Origin of the sequence: Bradyrhizobium sp. B097 (assembly GCF_038957035.1) — a bacterium.
Lineage (GTDB): Bacteria > Pseudomonadota > Alphaproteobacteria > Rhizobiales > Xanthobacteraceae > Bradyrhizobium.
Genome location: NZ_CP152412.1, coordinates 5,712,891 through 5,737,734 on the forward strand (window position 1 = coordinate 5,712,891; position 24,844 = coordinate 5,737,734).

The window sequence follows — 24,844 nt, forward strand, 5'->3', positions numbered from 1 at the left end:
ACGCAGGCTGGATTCTTGTCTTGACGCGTTTTCCTCACGCGAACCGGTACCCACTTCGCTCGAAAACGCTCTAGTTCGCGACCTGACGGCGCTCATCCGGCGTCAGCTTCTTCAACTGCTCCGCGGTCAACTGGCCATCGCCGATCAATTGGAAGGCGCTGTTCGGGTCGTATTGGCTTTGCTTGTCGTTGCCGCGCCGTTTTGGTTCATCGCTGCCGTCGCCGCCGCCATAGCCGAGCACTTCGACGATGATGACGGAAGGCTGCTCGTTCGTCTGCGGCGGCGGCACGGCCGCCTGCTTGGCCGCGGCGCCCGCCGTGTTCGAGGCTTCGCTCAAGGCGCCCATGTTGGGCGCCTGCACCTGCGGCACACCGATGACGCCACCCTGCGCCTGAATGTTGGCGGCGTTGACGATATGCAATGCAGCGATGTTGACGAAGCTCGACGCGCGGATTCCGGCTTCGCCCGCATCGACGGTGCCGAGCGGCGCGATCAGATCGACGGTTCCGCGCGCCACCTCCGGGATCGGTTGCAATGTTGCGATACCGGCGCCGCTGGACGGCGTCACAGGCGATATCGCGATGTTGCCGTAGTTATCGTAGGCGCGTTTGGGCGGCGTATAGATCACCGTGGTCTTGGCGCCGCGGCCGGCATTGATGTCGCCCTCCGCGGACCAGATGACGATATTGCCACCGAACGTGGTCATGATGCGCGATAGGCCCATCAGCACGCTGTTCTGCGAATAGATCTGGATGTTGCCCGCACCTTGCGTGATAAGGCCGGCATCGGCGCCCGGCAGCAGCCCTTCGGTGCCGATCGTGACGCCGCCGCCCGGAGTCAGGAACTGGATGTCGCCGCCGAAATCGGTGTGAACAAAGCCGCTTTGAATGGCGTAGTTCGACTTGCCCGGCGTGCCGGTTGCCGCGGTGAAGATCGTGATGTCGCCACGATAGGCGGCATCATTCGGGAACAGCGCGGCGATCGCCTCGCGCCCGCGCAAATAGGAGCCGGCGCGCGGGCCGCCGACCTCGTTGTACTCGCGCCCACCCGCGGTCAGCTCGGCGTAGTAAACCTGGCGCAGGAAGACGCGCTGCTGCGCGTCCGGCAGCGTGAGGAAGTAGCCGAGCGCATCGGCCTTGGCCCCGCCATAGCCGAATCGCTCCTTGAGCCATGCGTAGAGCTCGTCTCCATAAGTCTTGGCCACCTTGCCGGGCTGGTCCGCGATCGGCCCCGCGCCCGCAAGATTGTGTGGATCAAGATAGAGCCTGGCAAAGCCGGACCAGTCCACCTGTCCGATGCCGATCTCGCCCGCACCGACGCCGGCCTGCATGACGATAGCAGCGCCGGGCCGGTTGTCGCCGGCGGCGAGCGCTCCGATGCTTTCGACCGTCGCCTTCGATCCCTGATAGATGTTTTTGGCGGCCGTGATTTCGAGCGTACCCGGGCCGGCAATCGCCCAGCCTCCCTTCGCCGCCGATTGAAGTCCCGGCCAGCCTGCATAGATGATGCTGCCGCCGGCCGCGATCGTCGACACATCGTTCTGATCGCTGTGCAGGATCAGGCCTGTCGTATCGACGATGTCACCACCCGCAAACATCTGCAGCGGCCTTGCTGCCTGATAAGTCACGCTATAGACACTCGCGCCAGCGACGAACCGGCTTGTTGTCAGAATCCGGCCATAGGTGACGCTCGTGATATCGCCGTTCACCGCATAGATGCGCGACGGATCGCTTTGGGCCGGCACGGCCCTGTCCTTCACCGTGTTCGCATCGAAGACGAAGGGCTGTCCGCCGGTGTCGTAAGAATAAACGGCTTGCGCGCCGTTGATTTGATCGCTTAGCGCATTGTAGTCGCCCCAGTAGTTCGACGCAGTGATACTCAGTCCATTCGTCAAGCTCGCCCAGCCGGGCCTGAACGGCGTTGCCAGAGCCGACGTCGGCGTCGTCAGGAGACCGGTCTCAAGTGTGTTGCCGAAGATCGATCCTTGCGCGAGAACCTCGAACGCACCGTTCGGTGACGGCAGCAGCATTCCCCCGCCAAGGCCGTAGATGTTTCCGTTCGCGGCGACCGCCCGCACGATCGAGGGCAGGAAGCGCGAGATGGCCGGGCCGCTACCCGGCGAGAGCGAACCACCGGCGGCCATCATGTTGAGTGCGGTGGTCCCGGTCCACAGCGTGAACCAACTCGCTCCCTCGTCGCCATTGCCGGCGGCGGTGAGACCGGTCGTGCCGACACGACCCGGATCGAGAATGGTTCCAACCGCCAGATCGCCACGCGCGCGGATGTCGATCGCACTGTCGCCCGGCGCGAAATCTCCGCCGGCCAGCGTGGTCATTGAATAAGGCGTCAGCGGATTGATCGGCCGCGGATCCGACCCGCCATCGTTACGAAAGTTTGACGCCGTGAGGCTGCCGAAGTCTCCCGTCGCGATGTCGATACGTCCGCGCAGATCGACGAACTGATTGCCGCCGGTGCCGATATTGCTCGCCTTCACCGACAGCGTGCCGCCACCGGTCTGCACAAGGCTGCCGTCGGCCATCACACGGCCGCTGCCGCCGACGGCGATGACGACACCGCGGCCTGCGTCGCCCATCGTGCCTCCGGCTTGCACCGTGACATTGCCGCCACCGAGCGTGCCGAGCCCGGAGAAAGCGGAGAGATTCAAGGCCAACGTGCCGTTGTTGAGCGCCGGATCAAACGTATAGCTACCGAAATTGACGCCCCAGGCGGTTCGCTGGCCGATCTCCGAGCCACCCTGGCGCCATAGCCAGGACCCGATCTCGGTCGTGCGCTTCGTCAGTGTTCCCTTGACGTCGCCTTGCGCGACAAGCAGGAAATCGCCGCCATGCTCGGGGTAATACATCCGTTCCGCGCCGAGCGTCGCCTGATAGGCGGCATTCGCCGAACCAAGCACTGTGCCGTCGGACAACGTGCCTCGGCCGACATTGTAAGGCTCGTTCGCTGCGGTACCGGTCCCCAAGATGGCGGTGCCGGCCGTGTAAACGCCAAACGGTGTCTGTTGATCGTAATTGCCGCCGGCCAGAATTTCGAGATCGCCCGTCCCGGTGCGCACGACGCTGACGCCTGACGTCGTCGGCTTGTTGATGGTGATGTTGAACGGATCATTCAACACGACATTGCCCGAACCAGCGAGCACGGGCGCCGTCTGCAACATGCGGCTGTCGGGGCTGGCGAGATCGGCGCCGCCCACAAGGCGCATCGACCAGGATTGCGTTCCCGGAGCGAGCATCGGGGAGATCGCCCAGATCTGGCGATCGCCCGGTCCAATCAGATTGACGTTCGTCATGCCGGCCGGCAGCACCGTGCCCTTGGGCAGCGGCGTATCGGCGGTGAATGTATAACCCAAGAACAGGTAAAGGCTGGTCCCCGCCGGCAGCTTCACAGGCTGAAGAACCAGATTGTTGGAAAGGGCAGAGTTGATGAAGACCGGCCCGGTAAAATAAACGCCTTTTTCGAATACGGTGCCGGCCGGAAATACTGTGCCAGTCAAAAGCGTATCACCGGGATTGTAGGTTTTTCCCGGCGTGATGATACGCCCGCCATTCAGCTTCCTGGTCTGAACGTTGGCTCCTTTCACAGTGAAGTCCTGCGACAAGGTGACCGCGACAGGGAGCGGATTTGCGGCGTTCGGGCTCTGTCTGACCCTTCCGTCGGTGAGCTTCAGCTCCATGTTGATTGTGCCATTGCTCGGAATGGCCGAACCGCTGCCGAGGACGACGCCATCCGTCCGAACGGTGTAGGCGGCCGGCAGCGTGCCGGAAGCAATCACAGTCACCGCGTCAGGCGACGCCGGCGGCGGTGCGAAGCCGTCCGTGATGCTGCCGTTGATCTTGAGATCGCTGGCGGCACGGACCACAAGCACGCCCGGCTCGCCGGAGCCGAGCACGGCCGGATCGGCCTTTGGCCCATAGCGATAGCCGGAGAAATCGAGATCGCCCTTCGTCGACAGACCACCGCTTGAGGTGATGGCAACGCCGGGCCGCAGATGGAAGGCGGAGCCATAGGCCGCAAGCCCGGCCAGGCGGTTCTGCAAGTCTCCATTCTGGAGCGCTGCGTTGATGAATGCCGTATTGTCGTCGTGCAGACCGTCGAGATAGGCCTGATCGATGACGCTGCCGCCCGGAAGGTTGTAGGTGCGGAAGCCGTTCATCGCAATGCTGCCGGCACCGCGGATATCGAGCAGGCCGCGCGCGTCGATTGCGATATCATTGGCGCCGGCACCATCTCCGCCGGTGCCGCCGCGGCGCGGCGCGTTGAGTTCGAGCTTGCCGCGCTGCACGCCATCCGGCGAGGTCATGTCGATGGTCGCGCCCGCGGCCAGCGTCATGGTGCCGTGCGTGGTGGTGAGTTCGACATGCGCGGTGTTGTTGGCTTCGATCGGCACGCCGTAGCTGTCGATCCAAAGCACATTGCCATGGACGTCGAGCACGGCATTCGAGCTGAGCATGAGATCGTCGCGCGCGGACAGGCGGATGGTGCCGGGCTTCGTCCCGCTCGCGTCGATCCTGCCGTCGACCGTGAGGCTGCCTTGATCGACCGAGACCGTCACATAGCGCGCCTTCACGCCATCGCCGACGACAAGGCTGCCTTGGCGGAGATCGAAGCTGCGGGCGCCGAAGAAACCGGCATCGTTGAGCTTGGCATTCAGCGCGGCGAAATCGCCGAAACTCTGCGCCGCGACCGTGAACTGGCCGCTGTCGTAATCGCCCGTCGACGATCCATTGAGCGTGCCGCCGAACCAAACCTGGCCGTGCGCGGCGTCGATCGCCTTGGCCGCGATCGAGCCCGCCGCATTGTTCGCGGCCGAGACATCGATCACCGAGCCCGCATTCTGGACGATGTTGCCGTTGCTGGAGCTCAGGATGAGATCGCCGCCCCAGCTGTACTTGGTGACGTCGAAGAAGGCGATGCCGCGGCCCGACAGGTCGACGGTGGCGTTTGCGCCGAGCACGACGTCGTGCGTCGCATTCAGCGTCAGCTTGCCGGACGGCAAGGCGAATGCGGTGTCGGCAAATACACTGTCTCCGGTGAAGGAGAGCGTGCCGCCGAGATCCGTCACGCCACGCGTGTCGGCAGGCGCGGCCCCCACTGGTGCGACCAGACGCAAGGCTGCGCCGGCGCTGACGTCGAGCGTAGCCCCGCCGCTCGCCGTGATCAGCGGGGTCGCAATGGTGAGCGCACCGCCCTGCAACGCGCCGGTGCTGTCCTGGCTGAGCCCCACCTTCAGCGTGCCGTTGCTGTTCGCGGTGATGCGCTTCGTAGCCGTCAGCGTGACATCGGAGAAGCCAAGCGCAACGCGGTTCAGCGCTGCGCCATCGGTCGGCTTGCTCAGCGAGGCGTCATAGCCGAACAGAATCTCGCTGGCCGTGATGGCGAGATGCCCCGATCCCGTGCCGGGCCCGCCGGGAAGGACAGCGGCAGGCGCCTGGCTGCCGTAAGGACTCGCAGTGCTGCCGTTGCCCGTGCGAATGCCGTTCCAGACCAGCGTGTCGGCGGTGATGCCGGCGGTGTCGCCCGCGGAGCCGAGGCCATATATCGCCGGTGTATTGAGAACGAGTTTGAGAGAATCGGAGGAGGCACCGCCCCGGCGCGTGGCGTCGAGGTCGACACTGCCGATCAGGTTGAAGGCGCCGCTTGCCGTGATGATGAGCTGCTCGAGTGTCGGGCTGCCGGCAGTCGTCGACGGCCGCATTAGCCTGTCGAGCACACTCTGGGTGAGATTCCAGCCCGATGGCAGTTGGCCTGCGGCCTGCGCCGCGGCAAGCGCGGCCGCGGTGCCGACATTGATCTGCTCCTGCGTGACGTTGAGGTAACGCGCGCCGAAATTGACGTCACCCATCGACAGCCCGCCCGGCGCAGCCAGCACCACGCTGCCGTCCGTGAGCAACGAGGCACCGCTCGCGATGCTGATGTTGCCGGGCCCGACGGCATCCAGGAATTGGAACCGGCCATTGGCGACCGCGAGCACAGCCGGACTATTGGCAGGGTTTGCAGTCGAGTCGGGAGATATGTTGGCGTAGAAGTAGCCCAGCGTGGAATCGACCGCGTTGCTGCTCAGTCCGCGCGTGTCGATGGTCGCGCCGCCCGCCATGTTGACCGTCTTGCCGATCAGGAACACCTGGCCCGCACGTATCGTGGCGCCATCGAGCAGGTTGACGGCCGTGGTCGCGCCTCCGTCAAAATAAATGTTGGCACCGGCCCCGGGATTATCGACCTCGGAGTACACGCTCGCGCCGCCCAGCAACACCGTCGATGCCTTGAAGGCATTGATGTCGTCGCTCGAAATCGACGTATGACCAGCGATAGGTGCAGTTCCCGGCGCCGTGATGTCGAGCACGCCGTAACCCGATGAATCGCGCGGCCTGATGACCAGCGTGCCGTCAACGCCGCCTTTGGCGCCGTCGAACAGCGCGGTGCCGGCGAAGGACAGCGATTTCGTATTATCCGGCGACGGGAAGAGATTGAATACGAGGACCTTGCCGTCTTCCGGCAGACGATACCGGAAGCCACCGAACTGGGCGGCCTGTGCGCGCTCGAAATCGGCATAGCCGGTCTCGTTATACTGCGAATAGAGCCGCGTGGTCTGGCCGGAGGTCAGGATCACCCGCGTTGGCAGCGTGTCCCTGATTCCGGCGTTGGCAACGCCGAGATAGCCTGACGTGACCACCGAGCCATTGCCCGCGGTCACGGGCGCCATCATGGTCGTTCCAGTCGCGCCGAGCTCGACGCGATAACCGCCAGGCAACAGCGCGTAGCTCGAGGGGAGCAGCGTATAGGTCCCGGCGGGCAATCCCGGCGTCCCCGACGGAAGCGTGATCTGCTGGCCGATCACGGGATCACCGGCGCCATTGGATGCGATCACCGGCGCGTAGTCGGCGGCGTAACCGGGCAGGATGGCGTAGACCTTGTTGCCTGCGGCGCTGTAGCTGTTGACCGGATTGGCGTTGACGAGCGCGGTCTTCAACACATCGACCGAACCGCCACGGCCGGAGATGAAGCCCGCGCCGGCGAGCGTGCCGCCGCCGGAGAGATCGAGCACCGAGCCCAGCTCGCCCACAACAGATGCGGCATTGATCGAAATTCCGCTGGCGATCCTTACATTGCTCGAATGATCGTCATAGAACGCGCTCGCCAGATTGTGCAGCGTGCCGTCCGCGCCTTGATAGGTGATGCCATCCGAGGTGCCGCCAAACGGCATGATCAAGCCGGCCGCGCTCGCGGAGGTGATGCTTCCGCTGCGGAAGACGATCCGCGCGTTGGATGGCCCGGTATCATTGTTGAGCCAAATGCGCCCCAGCGGCGCGCGAAGAACGCCACCCTGGTCGATATTGCCGGCAACAAAAATCAGGTCGCCGAACACCGAAGCCGGTACCGCCGGTGTCTGGTCGTCGTTGCGGCGGATAACGAGACGGGCGTCGGGATCATAGGCGACATTTGCTCCATTCGGACGGAGCCCAACCGCGATCGTGGCAACCGCGCCGCTCAACGGATAGATCTGGTCGGCGGTCAGCGCGAGATTCTCGACATCGAGCCCGCCATTGCCGAACCGGATATCGCCACTGCTCTGCAACGCGACCTGATGAAAGCCGCGGGCGTCGAACGGAATGCTGACAGGACGTCCGAGACCGAGATCTAGCGCCCCACTGCCCTGCGAGCCAGTGGCTCCGAACAGGACAGAGCCGTAAACGTCGATCAAGTTGCCTGCGACGGTGAAGCTGCCGCCCACGGCCGGATTCCGGACGTGAAGATCGTTGATCCCGGGAGCATAGCCCACGGCCGTCTGCGCATCTGCGGGGTTGTAGACGCCATCAAGACGGACATAAGGCGCGGACAGATGAATTGTGCTGTTTGGCGCGTCCGACGCCGCGGCGATGACGCCGCTCGACAGCCGAAGGCTGCGCGAGAGGCTGAGGTCCACATTGCCGTCAAAGATGAGCAGGTCGCGCGTATAGAGCGCGAGCGAGCCGAAGCCCCCCTTCTGGACCTGGTTGACCCCAATGACCGTCCGCCCGAATTGCAGAGCCGGATCGGCCTGACCGGGCGACAGATCGGTGTTTAGACCGGTGCCCGCAGCGTCTTGCACGAGCGTGATATCGCGCGACCTCTGAAACGCCTCAGGCAGATCGCCGCTGGCGTAGGGCGCATTTGCATTCGGCTGCCCGACGATATAGCCGCGCCAGGACATGATCAGGTTCAGCGCGCCGCCGGACGCGCCGCTGCCGCCGGACGCCGCGCGCAAGGTGCCGTCCAGCGCCATACCGAAGCTGGAATACAGCGAGATCGTCCCGCCATCGCTGGCGGCAAGCGTCGGGATGTAGCCGTTGCCGCTCTGGACATCGACCACCGCGGAGGTGCCCGACGCATCGATCAGCGCGCCCGGGCGAACGATCACGAAGGCATCGCTGACGACGGGATATTTCGGATCCAATGCCCCGGTGCCGCCGATGCGGATCGTGCCGCCGTTCGGCACAGCTGCATAGGAGATCCCGCGGTCGTCGCGTCCCACCGCATCACGCGCGGAAACATCCAGCGCCGCGTCATCGCCGATCCAGAACGAACGGGTCAGGCCGAACTCGCCGTAACCCATATTGTAGCGGGTGTCGCCCGGCGCGTCCTGCAGGCTCGTGATCAGGATATTGCCGGCGGGTGCCTTGATCGCACCGTCGATGACAGTCTGGCGATTGGCGAAGATCGAGACCGAACGCCCCGGATCGACGTTGATCGACGCGCCCTTCGCCAGCGTGAAATCATGCAGGCTCCAGAACGTCAGATCGGCGCCGACGCGCTGCGTGGCGCTGCGCGTGAAGGAATTGATCGTGAACTTCGGAGGTGTCCAGAGGTCCGCCGCCTCGGTGACGAGGCTCCCGCTGGGCGTGATGAAGCTGCGCGGGGTGAAGCGATAGACCGGCACCTCGGCGTCCACACGGGCGCCTTCGCCGATCCGGATGCCCGTGTTGCTGCTGATGTTGTAGGCCGTGAAGCCGGATCGGAAGATCGCCGGATCGAGCACCAGCGCATCGGCCACGGCTTCGCCGATCGAGATCTCCTGGCCGGCGTTCAGCGTCAGCGTGCCGCCGCCACCGAAGCCGTAAGCGCGAATGGTGCCGTCGAGGATGAGCGGATTGGTGAAGAACTGCGTCCAGGCTAGATGCGAATAGTCATTGGCGACGAGGCTGACATTGCCGCCCTTGCCGCCCTGTGTCTTGCCGTTCGCCAGGATGGCGCCACCCGACGACACATCGATGAGCGACCCGCTCGCAAGCGTGATGCCGCCCGTGGTCGAAACGGTGAAATTGCCACCATCCAGATGCGCCCGGCCGGAGCCATCGGTTCCGGTCAGCTCGTTGCTCCACAACCCGCTGAGATCGACGGCGACGCTCCGGCCGATCGTGACCTGCGACTTGCCGCTCGCATCGTTCAGCGCCCACCATAGCTCGTTCTGCCCCTGGCCGAACACGGCATGCATGAGATTGGTCAGCGTCACGCTGCCACCATGCGCCGCGACGTTCGCGCCGATCTCGACATTCGGCGCCATGAAGGTCACCTGCGCGCCAGGAGCAAGCTCGAGCGGCGCCTCGACGAGGATTTCCTTGCTGCTCGCAACGCTGAGACCGCCCAGCCTGGCGGCATTGAGCGCGTCCGAATTGAACAATGCAGTCCCGATCCGGTCGTCGGGCAAGACCGACGTGGCGTTCAGCGCATCGGTGATCTCAGGCGTGCGGCCGAAGACGACCTGCGTGGCGGATGCACTGGTGAGGCCAAGCCCCGAATAGCCACCGAGCGCGAGCTTGCCCTGGAGCGGCGCGACGTTCTGAGACAACTTGTAGCCGTCGGTGGTGCCGTCCGGCCGCGCCGTCGTCTGGCGTGAGCCGGTGACGACATCAGCGACGATATCAGCTTCAAACACTGCCGTCGGCGTGGACAGGACGAGAGAGCCGGCGTCACGGCCGATGGTGTAGCCGTCCTCCCAGCGGGTCGTCACGCGGCCCTTGCCGAACGGGCTGGTCCAGACCTCGGTCAGATTCGGCGCAACCTTGCCGCCGAGCTTGTGCTCGCGAATGAAGCCGGCGCCGAAGCCGTAGAACTGCATATCGGCGCGTGCCTGGTTGACACCGTAGAGACGGCCGTCCGCGCCAAGGAAATTGCTGGTGCGGATGTAGCCGCCCTGATAGCTGATCGAGCCGCCGGAGACGTCGAACACCGCCCCCTTCTGCGCGACGACTTCCTGCGCCGCCAGCGTGACGGTGCCGCCGACCGCGGCCCATTCGCCGATCCGGTGGGCGGTATTGGCGAGATATCCCGAGACCTCGAGCAGGCCACCCGGCGTATAGTAGCGGTCGGTCGCATAGCCGCCGGTGCCGGCCGGCACCAGCACCAGATCGCGCGCGTCGATCCAGACGTCCGCGTTCTTCAGATAGCCCTGGTCACGATTGACGGGCGAGTCGCGCAGCTCATTGCCTTGCACGTTGATCAGGAGGTTATTGGTCGACATCGGCAGCAGCACGCCGCGCACGCCCGAGACGTCGATGATCGATCCGCTCTCGGCGAAGACGCGGCGGCCGGCGCTGACCGCCACCTGGCCGCCTTGCGCCTGCGTGGTCGAGCCGTCCTTGAAATTTACAGTACCGCCGCTGACGATCTCGATACGTCCCTGGTCGAGCCGGTCGGCGAGCTGGGAAAGATTGTCGAACTGGGCGTTGGCGACCGGGGCGTGGGTGAAGGCCTTGGAATCGGCGACCAGCTGGCTGCGTTGGCTGTCGAGCGCGGTATCGCTGCTGTCGAGCTCGGGCAGGATCGCGGTCAGGCTGCCACTGGCGAGCGTGATGCTGCCCGCGGCATCGGACGCTGCGTCCAGGAGATGGATCGTGCCGCGGGTGTTGACCGAGGTCGTGGCGACAAGCACCCCATCCTGGGTGATGCTGCGGCCCGCAAGCGTGATGTCGCCTTGCTGGGCGAAGATCAGGCCGGAATTGCCGACAGCCGCGATCGCGTCGCGCACGATCGGCGAGATTTCGTTGCCGCGTGTGGTCGAGGCCTGGTTGGCATCCGTGCTGTAACCCGGCCGCAGCAGAAAGTCGTTGCCGGCGGCGAGCTGCACCTGGCCTCGCGGTGCGCTGATCGAGCCGGCATTGCTGACCTCGGTTCCCATCAGCAGCACGAAGCCGCCACCCTGCGTCACCGAGGAAGGTGCGTTGGTCGAGATCAGCGCGCCGGCCTCGACCCTCACCGCGCCGCGGGCATCGGTGAAGCTCGGCACGTATTGGCCACTCGCCTGCTGCGAGTAGATGCCATTGCGCAGGAACTGGGTGTCGGTGATGATGGCGGTCGAGGCGATCAGCGAGCCGACATTCACCTGGCTCGCACCACCGAAGATGATGCCGTTCTGGTTGATCACATAGACCGAGCCGTCGGCCTTGATGTTGCCGAGAATCTGGCTCGGTGCCGCGCTGCCGACCACGCGGTTGAGCGCCACCCAGTTCGCATGGCCTTGCTGGTCGAAGGACAGCGTGGTGCGCGCGCCGACGTTGAATGAATTCCAGTTGAGGATCGCCTGCGCCCTGGTCTGCGCGATGCCGACCTGGGTCTGGCCGGCGGCATCGATCGCCTGCGTCGGCGCATTCGCGCCTTGCCATCCCGGCGCTACCTGCAGGCCGCCGGTCGCAAGGCCGTTGGGCACCGCGACCTGCGGCAGCGTCACCGAACGCTGCGAGGTCTGCGCCGCGGCGCGCGCCGCGTTCTGCAGGCCCTGGATCGCCTGGATGGCGCGCGTGGCCCGCGCCATCGCATCCTGGCCTTGCTTGGCGGCTGCCGCCGCGTCCTGCGCTGCCGACTGCGAAGCCGCAATCGCCGCGGCTGACGGTGACACCGTCCAGCTCGATCCAAACGGGCGCGCGACCACCGGCGTATTGGCGAGAAGTGCCACGACGCTGACGCTGCCGAACAATGCGGTGCGAACGGTCGCGCGGGTGAGAGACCTGGAGAGGCGGGGAACCATGGAATCGCTTTCTTGCGCCGGGCGACGACAGCCGAAGATTTCGCGTCTCAGCGCCAGCACCGAGACCCTCGCGGCTGTGACGATCCCGAATGGGCCGACCCGCACGCCGGATGCGAAATTTTTTGCAAACCGCTAGAGGCCTCCTCAGCCGAGCAGCACAATGCCGCCGGGAAGCGTTTTGGCTTTCACGCCAAAGGCTTGTTCGAGCTGCAGGAGGACCTCGTCGATCCGATCGATATGGAAGCGGCCGTTGATCAGATGGGCGTTCAGCTCGGCATTGACGATGAAGATCCGGCCCGACCGGTACCGGTTCACCTCCTCCACCACCTTGGGCAAGGGCGTGTAACGGAAGATCAGCAATCCCTCTTGCCAGGCCGCCTCGACGGCCGGATCGATCGCGACGATGTCGCTCATGCGCCTCTCGTCATAGGCGATCTGCTGTCTTTCACGAACGGTACGGGCGTTTCCCTGATGCTCGACGCGAACCTCGCCGCCGAGACAGGTGACGCGCACCTCGGCTGCGAGGTAGCGCACGTCGAACGAGGCTTGCGTTGCCACCGTTTGACCGCTGGACGCAATCACCGTCACCGGTCGGGACTGCTGCGGGGCCGTCGCGATCGATGCCTGTCCCGTGATCAGCTCGATGCGGCTGCTGTCACCATGGTCCGGGCGCAGCGCGATGCTGGTTCGCGTGTCCAGGTTGATCGACACATTGTCGTTCAATGCGAGCTTGCGCTGCTCTCCCGTACCCGTCCGGTAGTCGGCCGCAAGCTCGGACCATGACGGCCAGAGCTCGAGCGGGGGCCGCAGCGTCACCACTCCGACGGCGGCCGCGGCGGTTGCAAGCCCGCCGCCGAGCACCAGCCTGCGCGTCATCACGCGCTTCGCTTCGCCGTCGAGCAACACACCAAGCGACGCGGGGTCATATCGGAGGTTATGGCCGGCCGTGCCAACCGTCTCCCAAAGCTTGCTCGCCTTCGCAAACGCAGTCGCATGGGCAGCGCTCTGCTGGCGCCACAGCTGGAATGCCTCGGCATCCTCGACCGTCGCGTCTCCGGACGTCAAGCGCCTCACCCAGGCATGTGCCTCCCGCTCCATCGCGCCGAGCCCTATCGTCGATTTGCCGCCTTCGTACGTCATGCGGCCTTGCCTCGCCGCGCACGCAAACGGCAGCCTCTGCGGCCGAACCGTCCGCCTATCCACTTGACGTTCGCGATAGCCATCAACCGCACAACTATTTTCCCAGCTTCAGCGCGCAGTGTTCCTGGGCGAGGCGGAGTTCCTTCTCGACCAGACGCAACGAGACCCCCAGCCGGCTGGCGATCTCCCGCTGCGGCATTCCCTGAAGCCGCGCGGCCAGCAGGATGACCCGGCGGCGCGGCGTCAGTTCCGCGATCGCCTTCTCCAGAGCCTCGATCTCGAAGCGAGCCTCCGTGATCTGACCCGGCCCGGGCGCATCGTCCACAATATGGAGCAGATCCTGAACCTCATTGCGGGCCAGACGCCGCTTCTCGGCCCGCTGCCGGTCGATTGCGACGTTGAAGGCCATGCGGAACAGATAGGCGGCCGGGCTTTGCACCGAACCCGCCACCTCGGCCCGCCCGAGACGCACATAGGTGTCCTGCAACGCATCGCTGGCAAGCTCCGCCGATCCGAGACGACGGCTCAGCCGCAGCTTGAGATCGTCGTAGCGGGCAGCCAGGAAGCTGCGCAGCATGGTCCGGGTCGCGTCGCTCATCGCAGCACGCTCAATTCACCCCACCGCTGGTCCGGATGGCGTCGATCCCGGCGCAGTCCTGCGTCCGTTTCGACGGACGCGCCGCAACGACCATCGTGAGGGGTTGCGAGATGCCGGGCGGCGGCACCTCGTTCATTCTCAATCCGCGAAGCGTCGTCTCGATCGCGCTGTCGACACGGTCATCGCCTGTCTTGCTCAAGAGTCTGGTCTGTTGCACGGATCCCGTTGAAGCGATCCAGAACTGCACGGCGATCCGATAGCGGCCGGGCCGCAGCAAAATGTCCTTGCAGAAGGCGTCGCGAACGCGCTTCTGCACCACGGCATAGTAGCGGGCACGAATGACCGGATCGCCTTTTCGCGCATCGACGTCGGGCGTCGTTAGCTGCCCGGCGGCCGGAGACGAGGGCACGATCACCACGGCATTCTCCGACGTCAGGCGGCCGACAAGCCCGGTCCCATCGAGCAATATCTGCAGGGCTTCAGACGGCGCGAAGACGCCCCTCACCTCGCCTGAGAGCCGGCCCGTCGCAAGCCGCGCATCGTAGAGCACCTCACGCCGCGACGTGGCGCCATAACTTTCCAGTGCGGATGTCAGGGGTTGCGACGGAATATCGAAGGTGAGGCGCGGCGCAGCAGCGATCGGACTCTCCTGCCCGATCGCGACATCGCTGCCCGCGCCCAGCATGCAGAGGCAGATCAAAACGCACAATCGACGAGCGTCTGAGGGGCGCCCTGCCAAGCCCCTCGAAAGATATCCAATGCTCATCGTATCCGCGTCGATTGTTTCCCCGGGGCGGGCGACTGTGTCCAATCTGCAACGTTAGCGTCGAAGTGTGACAGCGGTGCGTAGGCCCGTGGAACGAGGATCCGAGCCCGCTCGGGATGGCAGCACTATTTCTTCAGTTCCGCATAAAGCTGCATCACCCGTTGCGGCAATACCTCGATACGGGGCACCCGGAGCGCATGGCGCTCGCCGAAAATGCGATCGAGCTGGGGAAATCTGTCCTCACCGATGCCGAAGGCAAAAATATCGGTGCCGCGCCGCCGCAGCTGCTGAGCGGCACGGCGCGCGTCCTCCACCAGATATTGCGGATCGGGCACATCGACGTCGGACGGCTCGCCGTCGGTCAGAACCAGCAGCACCTTGCGGAATGCGCGTCGCCCCGCGAGGTAGCCCCCGGCGTGGCGCAACGCGGCACCGAGCCGGGTGGAATGGCTGCTGCCAAGGCCCGCGAGACGCGAACGCACCACGGCGTCCATCGGCTCCTCGAAGCCTTTGATGCGGAGATAGCGCACACGCTCGCGGCCGTCGGAGCTGAATCCGTGCACCGCGATCGCGTCATTGGCGGCCTCGACCGCCGTCGCCATGATCGCGGCGGCCTTGCGCTCGACGTCGAGAACCGTCCGGCCGCGACGATCACGGTCCGCGGTCGATTGCGACAGGTCGAGCAGCAGCAGCACGGCGAGATCGCGCGGTCCCGGCGCATCGCGCTGATAGACCCTGGGCTCGCTGATACTGCCGGCGCGGCGCTCGATCGTCAGCGCGATTGCCGCGTCGATGTCGAGCGCGTCGCCGTCGCGCTGGCCCTTGTGTCGGATGCGGCGGCCGATTGAGGCGTCACGGGTCAACTCGGTGATCCAGCGCATCGCCTCGGCATCCATCGAAGGGTCGAACGGCTGCGCGGAAACCGCTGCATCAGCCTCCAGGATCGTGGTCCAGTCCGCCCGCTCGGTGCGCGTGGCATAGTCCCATTCCGAGTAGGTCGCGACCGGAAATCCGTCCAGCAGGGTCACCGCTGCGGCCTTCGCGCGCAGTGTCTCGTCGGGCTTCGCGTCGTTGTCGGTGGACTTTCCACCGGCGTCGTCGCGGCGCTCGATCCGCACTGAATCGACTGCAAGTTCGATCGTCTCGGCCGGGCTGTCCGGCTGATCGCCAAAATCCCACAGCGCCAGATTGTCATCGCGATAGGCCGGCTCGACGACATAGCTCTTGGCGTTGAACTGCAGCCGCATCTGCCCGATATCGTTGCCGAGCAGCCCGCCGATCTCGCGGCTGATGGCAGGATCAATCCAGCGGTCGGCGGCTTCGGCAAACAGCGCTCGCCCCTTGGTCACCCACGCATCCGGGTCCTGATAGTCCGGATCGATCAGCGCCCGCGCGAGCCGCATCATCAGTCCGGCGGCAGTTGCCTGGCTTGTTGGCGTCGCACTGTGAAACGGCAACCACAGCCGGCGTAGCCCTGGCATCTCGCGAAGCGCCAGCGTCTCGACCCTGGCATCCTCGATCAGCGAGACCAGCGCGATCTGCAGCGCCTTCAGCCGCCCCACCGGAAAGCGGACGGTGGAATGCACCAGATGCGCGCCGGCATGCGCGACCGCGGCGAGATAGATGGTGTCTGCTCCCTCGCCCGCGAAGCCGGGAAAGGTCTCCGGGAGACCGATGAGGCCGGCGGCGAGCGAGACACGCCGCGGCACCGGCGTCGGTGCAACGGCCAGCTTGCGGAAGCGCGGCTTCCTGTTCCACAGGGCGATCGTGGTTGCGGCGAGGCGCTTTTCCAGGCGTGCAAAATCATCGCCGGTTCGGCCGACCGCGAACAGCCGCACCGAGAGCGGATCGTCGAGCGCGAAATAGGCGCGCCGGCGCGATACGCGGCCGCCGCTTGCCCGCAAGCCGGCCGAAACCCAGGCGGAAAAATCGTCGGCGCCAGCATGCGCGAGCAGCGGCTCCAGCCGGCCGATCGCAAGGCCCACCGATTCCGGGCCTGCATCTGCGAGTTGGCCAAGCGCGGCAAGAACGGCGGTGAGTTCTCCAGCACCCGCAAGCCGCGGCAGCACTTTGGACAATTCGGTCAGCAAAGCCTGGGCAGCGCGGCTTCCGGCGCTGCGGCCGATATCGCCTGCGGCGTGTCCGATCGCGATCAGATCATCGGTCGATCGCAGCGCCTGCCATTGCGCCGATAGCTTTAGAAAGCCCAGAACCACGGCCTGGCCGAGGTTGGCCTCGAACAGGTCGTGCACCGCCTCGTCCCAGGCCGCCAGACGATCGAACGCCCCCATCCGGTGCAAGGCGGCCCGCGCCGCCTGCACCGCCACGGCAATCTCATCGTGGCCGCGCAGGAGCTCCGCAAGCCGGCGCCCGGACCGGAAGCCATCGAGCGAACTGATTTGCGCGACCGCCACCTCCGAGTTTCCGTCTACGCAGAGGCCGAAATCACGTCACGCAACGTGTTCCTGGTGTCCGCATCGTCGGTCAAGGGAACGACGATCGTGGTCTCGCACGCCTTTTCGAGGCTGATGCCGCATCCGATCAAGCGGCCGGCATTGACCAGCATCCGGGTCGAAGCGCCTTCGTCGAGACCCTGGCCCTTCAGGTTGCGGCTGTGCTGGGCGATCTTCACCAGGAGATCGGCGAGGTTTGGTTCGATGCCGGCCTCGCGCGACACCACCTCGGTTTCCGCCGACCGGTCGGGGTAACTGAAATCCAGCGCCGCGAAGCGCTGCTTGGTGGATTCCTTGAGGTCCTTGATCGCGCTCTGGTAGCCCGGATTGTAGGAAATCACGAGCTGAAAATCGGAATGCGCGTGGATCAGCTCGCCGCGCTTTTCCAGCGGCAGCACACGCCGATCGTCGGTCAAGGGATGGATCACGACCGTCGTGTCCTGGCGCGCCTCGACGATCTCGTCGAGGTAGCAGATCGCGCCGAGACGCACGGCTGTCGTCAGCGGCCCGTCGCTCCATACCGTACCCTCTGCATCGAGCAGCCACCGTCCCACGAGATCCGCCGCCGTCATGTCCTCGTGACAGGCGACCGTGATGAGCGGACGGCCGAGCCGCCAGGCCATGTATTCGATGAAGCGGGTCTTGCCGCAGCCGGTGGGGCCTTTCAGCATCACCGGCATGCGGTTCGCATAGGCTGCACCGAACAGTTCGACCTCATCCTTGAGCGGCCGGTAATACGGCTCCTGGCGGATGCGGTACTGGTCGAGCAGCAAAGCGGGATTGGACAAGCTCACGCCTCCCATGATCGTGCAGGCAGCCGTTCGCAACCGATTGAACTCACGATGCGAGCAGTTCCTTGAGCTTGGTATCGATGAAGGCGACATCGACCGGGTTCGTCCCCGGCCCGCCCGCGAAGTGTCCCCAGATCGACGGCACCGGCACGAACTTGGCGTTCGGCATATTCGCGACCTCGAACTCGCTATCTTGGGGCGGGAAGTAGAGATCGGTCTGCCCCGGCATGACATAGGCCTTGGCCTTGATCGCCTTCAGCGCAGCCTTGAAGTCGCCCCTGTAGATCTCGTTATCGCTGATGTCGCCGTGCTGCCACGTCCACAGCATCGTCAGCAAATTGTTGGCATCCTTCGGCAGGAAGAAACCCTCCCAGAACGCCACCAGGAAATCCTCCAGCGACGAATAGCCCAACGTCTTGATATCGAGCTGCTCGCGATAGAAGGCCTGCGAAAAGCCCCAACCGGCATAGACCCGTGCGGCAGCACGCAGGCCGCGGGCCGGCTTGCCGGTGTACCAGCCCTCGTTCCACGCCGCATCCGCCGTGAGTGCGGCCTTGACGCCTTCGAGGAACACATAATTGTGGCGTGAGCATTTGGCCGAGCCGCAGAACGGCGCCAGCAGATCCATCATATCGGGATAGAGCGCACCCCAATGGAACGTCTGCAACGCGCCCATCGACCAGCCGACGACCAGACGGATGTGCTTGATGCCGAACTTCTCGGTCACCAGCCGGTGCTGGGCGCGGACGTTGTCATAGGCCGTCACCTGCGGAAAACGTGGCCCGTTATAAGGCTCCGGCGTGTTGCTCGGCGACGACGACAGGCCGTTGCCCAACATATTGGGAATAATGATGAAGTACTTCGCCGGATCGAGCGCCATGCCCGGCCCGATCAGCCATTCATTGTCGTAGTGCTGGCCGGAGTACCAGGTCGGATAGACGATCACGTTGTCCTTGGCCGCGTTGAGCTGGCCAAACGTCTTGTAGGCGAGCTTGCAGTCGCGGAGGGTCGCGCCGCGCTGCAAGGCCAGATTGCCGAGATCATGGATCTGATAGTCGACGCTCATTGATGTATCCTTCTTGCTTGATCGAGCTTGTCGCTTAGGCGGGACGCGCCACCTTTTCGGCGGAGGATTCCACCCGCGCGATCGCCCCGTACACGATGCCGGCGACCAGCGCGGCGGATATCGCAGTGGACAACCCCGGCATCAGATTTTCAACCGCAAAGGCGCACAGCGACCCGATGCCCCAGGCGATGAACGGCTTCGCGCGCCAATCGACGTCCGCGCGCGTCCCGGTTCGCAACAAATACTGATCGACCAGGATGATCGCGCCGATCGGCGGCACGAGGACGCCGAGCAGCGACAGCCACTGGATGAAGAACGCCCAGACATTCCCCGCGGCAACCACGATGCCGATGGCGCCGAGGATCACGGCCATCAACCGCATGTTGGTCCCGAGGATACGGGACCAGCCGGTGGCCGCATTGTAAAGGCAGTGCGAGCAGACCGATCCGAGATTGGCGTAGAGGAAGATAAAGGCGAGAATGCTGAGCCAGGTGAGCTGCTTGCCGTTCATGTAGCCGAACATGTTATCGACACCGAACGGGTTGGCGTTCGGCACCGCAAGCGCGGCCGTCATCACGCCGCCGACCAGCATCGCCACCAGATTGGCGAACGGAAACGCGCTGAACGTGGCAAACAGGGACGCCCGCGGGCTCGGCGCCCAGCGGTTGAAGTCCGCCGTCACCGTGCCGGCATCGATGAACAGCGCAAGCACCACCGTGAGGCCGACGCCCATCGACATGCTGGCGACGCCATTATTGCCGGCATAACCGAAGATCGCCGCTGCCGTCGTGGTCGAGGCAGCATCGGCCGCGACCCAGAGACCGAGGACGACAAACAACGGTACCGACGCCAGCCCGATATAGTGCAATCCCTTCACGCCGACGAAGGTGATCCCGATATAGAGCACGCCTGCGACGATGGTCATCGCTACATAGTTGAGACCGTAGGTCGAGGAGATCAATGCGCCGGTGATGCCGGTCTGCACCGCATACCAGCCGAGTAGCAGGGTCGACAGCAGGCCCGACGCCAGCACATAGCCCTTCTTTCCGAACACGATGCTGGCGATCAGCGCGAAGTTCATGCCGCGCCTGGTGCCGATCAGGCCGAGCGCGCCCACATAGGCGAACATGATCAGATTGCCGATGATCATCGCTACCAGCGCATTCTTGAAGCCCATGCCCAGCACCAGCAGCGATCCCGTCATCGCCCCGGTGATGATCATCGGAAAGCCCAGCCACACCATGGTGACCGAGAAGGCGCTGCGCCGGGCGCTGATCGGCACCGGCTCGTGCTCGAATTCATGGCCGAGAAGGTCGTCGATCTGCCCCTCGGTCTGATGCACCAGTCCGCTATTTGCTTCGCTGCTCATGGTAACCCCCGTTTCCCGCTGCAACAGTTTCAGAACCGCGCCGGCGCGAATGATCGCGCCGGCACAGCTCGGCTTTTCCAATCAACGATGTGCGACTTTCTGGTTCGGAATGCCCTCGATCGGACATTCGTCGGTCCCGACGGTCGGACGGGTCATGGCTTCAACCATTTCCCGCGTACCTTCGGGGTCCGTGATCCAGTTCTTGTAGAAGGTGTAGGGGCAGACCGCGTGGCCGCGATCGCCCTCTCCGGAGTTGATCAGGCCGGTATAGCCGCGGTGCATCAGCTTGAAGAGATGGTTCTGCGACTGCATGTTGCGGCGGGCATCGCGGATCAGCGACACCGAGAGCTGGGCGTACTGGATGCCGTTCTCCTCGGTGCCGCATTCGCCGAGCGTCCGGCCGTCGAAGCCGATGAGCGCGGAATGGCCGAAGTAGGAATAGACGCCGTCGAAGCCGGAGGCGTTGGCGACCGCGACGTAGCAGTTGTTGGCCCAGGCCATCGATTTCGAGATCTGGATCTGCTGCTCCTTGGCCGGATACATGTAGCCCTGGCAGCGGACGATCAATTCGGCGCCGCGCATCGCGCAGTCGCGCCAGATCTCCGGGTAGTTGCCGTCGTCGCAGATGATCAGGCTGATCTTCAGGCCCTTCGGCCCCTCGGAGACGTAGGTGCAGTCGCCGGGATACCAGCCCTCGATCGGCACCCACGGCATGATCTTGCGATACTTCTGGACGATCTCGCCCTTGTCGTTCATCAGGATCAGCGTGTTGTACGGCGCCTTGTTGGGATGCTCCTCATGGCGTTCGCCGGTGAGCGAGAACACGCCCCAGACCTTCGCCTTGCGGCAGGCATCGGCGAAGATGCGGGTTTCCTCGCCCGGCACTGACGAAGCCGTCTCGTACATCTCCTTGGAGTCGTACATGATGCCGTGGGTCGAGTATTCCGGGAAGATCACGAGGTCCATGCCCGGCAGACCGAGCTTCATGCCCTCGACCATCTTGGCGATGTTGCGCGCGTTATCCAGCACCTCGGCCTTGGTGTGCAGACGCGGCATCTTGTAATTGACCACGGCGACGCCGACCGTGTCCTTGCTGCTCGATATATCTCCATGCAACATGTCTCGACTCCCTTTCTGAACGATAATTCCCGCTACACGGCCATGTGCAGCTGGATGAGATCATCGGTGAGTTCACCGATCGCGCCCTTGGCGACGACGCGTCCCTTTTCGAGCAATGCGAAGCGGTGGGACGCGCGCCGCGCGAACGCAACATTCTGTTCGACCAGCACGACCGTGATGCCGCGGTCGCGATTGAGCTTGACGATCACGTCCTCGATCTGCTCGACGATGTTCGGCTGGATGCCCTCGGTCGGTTCGTCCAGCAGGATGACTTTGGGCTGGGCAAGCAGCGCGCGTGCGATTGCAAGCTGCTGCTGCTGACCGCCGGAGAGATTGCCGCCGTAGCGATTGAGAAAATCCTTGAGCACCGGAAACAGCTCGAGCACCCATTCCTCGATGCCGTTGGCCGATTTCGCCGCGAAGGTCCCGAGCGTCAAATTCTCCCGCACGGTGAAGCGCGGCAGGATGCCGCGGCCCTGCGGCACATAGGCGATGCCGGCCTTGGCGCGCTGATGGGTCCGCAGCGGCGAGATGTCGGCGCCGTCGAGCGACAGGCGTCCGGTGCACCGGTCCATCAGGCCGAGGATGCTGCGCATCAGCGTGGTCTTGCCGACGCCGTTGCGGCCGAGCACCGACAGGAATTCGCCATTGCCGACCATCAGGTTGATGCCCTGCAGGGCGCGGCTGTTGCCATAGAATGCGTCGACGTCGGTCAGCTCAAGCATGGCTGATGCCTCCCGATCCGAGATAGGCGCGGCGCACTTCCGGATGCGCCTCCACTTCCGCGGCGGTGCCCTCGGCCAGCATCTGGCCCATATGCATCACCGAGATGATGTCGCCGATCGCCTTGACGAAGCCCATGTCGTGCTCGACCACGATCAAGGTGTGCTTGCCCTTCAGCCGTACGAACAGTTCGGCGGTCTTGCGGGTTTCCTGGGCCGTCATGCCGGCGGTCGGTTCGTCCATCAGGATCAGCTCGGCGTCCTGGGCGACCAGCATGCCGATCTCCAGCCACTGGGTCTGGCCGTGCGACAGATAGGCGGCCGGCCGGTCGAGCTGCTCGGTGAGCCCGACCAGTTCGGCAAGCCGTTCGATGTCGTCACGCCGGGCATTGCCGATGCTCCAGCGCAAATTGCCGAACACGGAGGTGCGGCGCGCCCGCGCCACTTCGAGATTGTCGCTGACCGAGAGCTCGCGGAACACGCTCGGCACCTGGAACTTGCGGCCGACACCGGCGCGGGCGATCTCGTATTCCTCGAGATCCTGCAGCGCGGTGCCGTCAAAGCTGATGGTGCCGGCGCTCGGCTTGACCTTGCCGCAGATGATGTCCAGCGCCGTGGTCTTGCCGGCGCCGTTCGGCCCGATCAGGCAGCGTAGCTCGCCCTTGCCGACGCTCATGTTGAGCGAATTGAGCGCCTTGAATCCGTTGAAGCTGACCGAGACGTCGCGGAGATCGAGATGGGAGCTCATGTGCTGCCCTCCGTCTGGCTGACGCTTCGTGCAACCGCGCCGCTGGCGGCCTGTCTACGCTGGGCAACCCAGCGCCGGGTGGCCTGCGCGAGGCCGGCGAGCCCCTTCGGCAGGAACAGCACCACGAGCACGAACAGCGCGCCCATCACCAGCGTCCAGGTTTCGAGGAACGCCGCGGATTCCGACAGCGCGCCCTGCATGCCCGCGACCAGCACCGCGCCGAGGAACGCGCCGACCAGGCTCTGCCTGCCGCCGACGGCGCACCACACCACCACCGAGAGCGAGAGCTGCACGCCGAGGAAGGTCGGCGAGGCAAACTCCATCACCACCGTGTAGAGCATGCCGGCGAGGCCTGCGATCGCGGCCGACAGCGCGAACACGAAGATCTGGTAGAGCGCGACGTCGTAGCCGAAGTAGCGCACCCGGCTTTCGTGATCGCGGATTGCCTGCACGATCAGGCCGGCCCTGGACTTGGTGAAGGCAAAGGCAACCAGCAGGCCAAGCAGTACACATCCGGCAACGAGATAGTAGGTCGCGCGGCCATAGGCATCGAACGCGACGCCGAACAGCTCGAGCTGGGCGAGATCGGTGATGCCGTTGAAGCCGCCGGTGTAGCTCTGCTGGTCGATGATCACGAGATTGATCACCACCATCGTTGCGAGCGTGATGATCGAGACGTAGACGCCGGTGACACGCCCCCGGAACATGAACCAGCCGAGCGCTGCTGCAACCAGCGCCGGCACGAGCAGGCCCGCGGCGATGGCGAAGCTGAGCGACCGGAACGGCTCCCAGAACCAGGGCAGATGCTGGACATTGTTCCAGACCATGAAGTCCGGCAGTCCGCTCGCCCCCGTATGCACCGGCACGGTCTTGAGCTTCAGCGCCATGGCCATCGCGTAGGAGCCGAGCCCGAAGCTCATCGCCTGGCCGAGATTCAGGATGCCGCCGAAGCCCCAGGACAGCCCGAGCGATATCGTGAGGATGCCCAGCACCAGATAGCGCGCGACCTTGTTGAGCAGGAAGTCATTGTTGAGCAGCACCGGGAGCGCGAACACCAGCGCGGAAACGATGAGCAACGGTGCAAGTTGCGCGATCAGGCGCTGCAATCCGCTGGAGTTAGAATTATTCGACGGCATAGATGAGCGATCTGTCTCAGGCCCGCACACGTGCGGTGAAAAGCCCCTCGGGGCGGAAACGGATGAGCACGACGATGGCGAGCAGCACGATCGTCTTGGCCACGGTGTCGTTCTGCAGGAAGGCGATGCCGCCGGAGAGCTCGCCGAGGATGAAGGCACTCGCCACGGTGCCGGCGAGGCTCTGCACGCCGCCGAGCACCACCACCATGAAGGCGTCGACCACGTAGCCGGTGCCCATATCGGGCGAGACGCTCTTGAGCGGCGACACCAGCGCGCCGGCGAGTCCGGCAAGGCCTGCGCCATAGGCGAAGGTCAGCGCATAGACCCGCTTGGCGTTGATGCCGAACGAGGCGGCAACCGAGCGGTCCTGGATGATGGCACGCAGCTTCATCCCGACCGTGGTGCGGTTCATGAGCAACCAGGTCGCCCCGAACAGCGCGATCGACACGACGAACAGGAACACCCGATACGACGATATCGGGATGCCGAACACGTCCATGCTGTCGGCCAGCGCCGGCGGCAATTGCACATAGCGGAGTTCGCTGCCGACCATCAGCCGTACCGCCTGCTGCAGCATGATGCCGACGCCCCAGGTGGCGAGGATCGTGTCGAGCGGCCGGTTGTTGAGCAGGCTGAGGACGTAGCGTTCGATGACCCAGCCGAACGTGGCCACCACCAGGAAGATCGGAACGAGGCTCGCGAGCAGGCCGAGCCCAAGATAAGTGTGGAACACCCAGGCGGCGTAAGCGCCGAGCATCACGAACTCGCCATGGGCGAGATTGATGATGCCCATCGAGCCGTAGATGATCGACAGTCCCAGCGCGACCAGCAGCAGGATCGACCCGATGCTGAGGCCTGTGACGATTTGTTCGATGAATTGGTCCACGTCGGGATCCGCTTTCGATGTTGGTTTGGGCGCC

The 24,844-nt window shown here is 64.7% G+C and carries 13 protein-coding genes; all 13 read right to left on the reverse strand.

The features are described 5' to 3' along the window. Positions 1–70: 70 nt before the first annotated feature. Positions 71–12,016 (reverse strand): filamentous haemagglutinin family protein, encoded by an 11,946-nt coding sequence (locus tag AAFG07_RS26800; RefSeq protein WP_342722832.1) that lies wholly within the window; start codon positions 12,014–12,016, stop codon positions 71–73. 144 nt (positions 12,017–12,160) lie between these two features. Then, entirely contained in the window at positions 12,161–12,892 is a 732-nt protein-coding gene (locus tag AAFG07_RS26805; protein ID WP_342722833.1) for a FecR domain-containing protein, read from the reverse strand. Between the two features lie 358 nt (positions 12,893–13,250). Further along, complete coding sequence (locus AAFG07_RS26810) at positions 13,251–13,754, reverse strand: RNA polymerase sigma factor (protein ID WP_176532285.1); 504 nt, start codon at positions 13,752–13,754, stop codon at positions 13,251–13,253. Between the two features lie 10 nt (positions 13,755–13,764). After that, entirely contained in the window at positions 13,765–14,439 is a 675-nt protein-coding gene (locus AAFG07_RS26815; RefSeq protein ID WP_342722834.1) for an STN domain-containing protein, read from the reverse strand. A gap of 206 nt (positions 14,440–14,645) precedes the next feature. Continuing rightward, positions 14,646–16,934 carry a VWA domain-containing protein gene (locus AAFG07_RS26820; RefSeq protein WP_342722835.1) on the reverse strand — a complete coding sequence of 763 codons (2,289 nt, stop codon included), beginning with the start codon at positions 16,932–16,934 and terminating at the stop codon, positions 14,646–14,648. Between the two features lie 14 nt (positions 16,935–16,948). After that, complete coding sequence (locus tag AAFG07_RS26825) at positions 16,949–17,761, reverse strand: CbbQ/NirQ/NorQ/GpvN family protein (RefSeq protein ID WP_342722836.1); 813 nt, start codon at positions 17,759–17,761, stop codon at positions 16,949–16,951. Positions 17,762–17,810: 49 nt separating this feature from the next. Next, the gene (locus AAFG07_RS26830) at positions 17,811–18,830 is read right to left on the reverse strand and encodes an alpha/beta fold hydrolase (protein ID WP_342722838.1); all 1,020 of its coding nucleotides are present in this window, start codon (positions 18,828–18,830) and stop codon (positions 17,811–17,813) included. A 34-nt stretch (positions 18,831–18,864) separates the two neighbouring features. Beyond that, positions 18,865–20,199, reverse strand: a complete 1,335-nt coding sequence (locus AAFG07_RS26835; protein WP_342722839.1) for a cytosine permease — start codon at positions 20,197–20,199, stop codon at positions 18,865–18,867. Between the two features lie 81 nt (positions 20,200–20,280). Next, positions 20,281–21,318 (reverse strand): aliphatic amidase, encoded by a 1,038-nt coding sequence (locus AAFG07_RS26840; RefSeq protein WP_092125395.1) that lies wholly within the window; start codon positions 21,316–21,318, stop codon positions 20,281–20,283. Between the two features lie 32 nt (positions 21,319–21,350). Next, complete coding sequence (gene urtE, locus AAFG07_RS26845) at positions 21,351–22,043, reverse strand: urea ABC transporter ATP-binding subunit UrtE (protein ID WP_342722840.1); 693 nt, start codon at positions 22,041–22,043, stop codon at positions 21,351–21,353. Then, a complete protein-coding gene (gene urtD, locus AAFG07_RS26850) occupies positions 22,036–22,788 on the reverse strand; it encodes an urea ABC transporter ATP-binding protein UrtD (protein ID WP_342722841.1) in 753 nt (250 codons plus the stop codon). Before urtD ends, urtE begins: the two co-directional genes overlap by 8 nt. Next, a complete protein-coding gene (urtC, locus tag AAFG07_RS26855) occupies positions 22,785–23,924 on the reverse strand; it encodes an urea ABC transporter permease subunit UrtC (RefSeq protein WP_342722842.1) in 1,140 nt (379 codons plus the stop codon). Before urtC ends, urtD begins: the two co-directional genes overlap by 4 nt. Positions 23,925–23,940: 16 nt before the next feature. Then, entirely contained in the window at positions 23,941–24,810 is an 870-nt protein-coding gene (gene urtB, locus AAFG07_RS26860; protein ID WP_212310854.1) for an urea ABC transporter permease subunit UrtB, read from the reverse strand. Positions 24,811–24,844 lie beyond the last annotated feature (34 nt).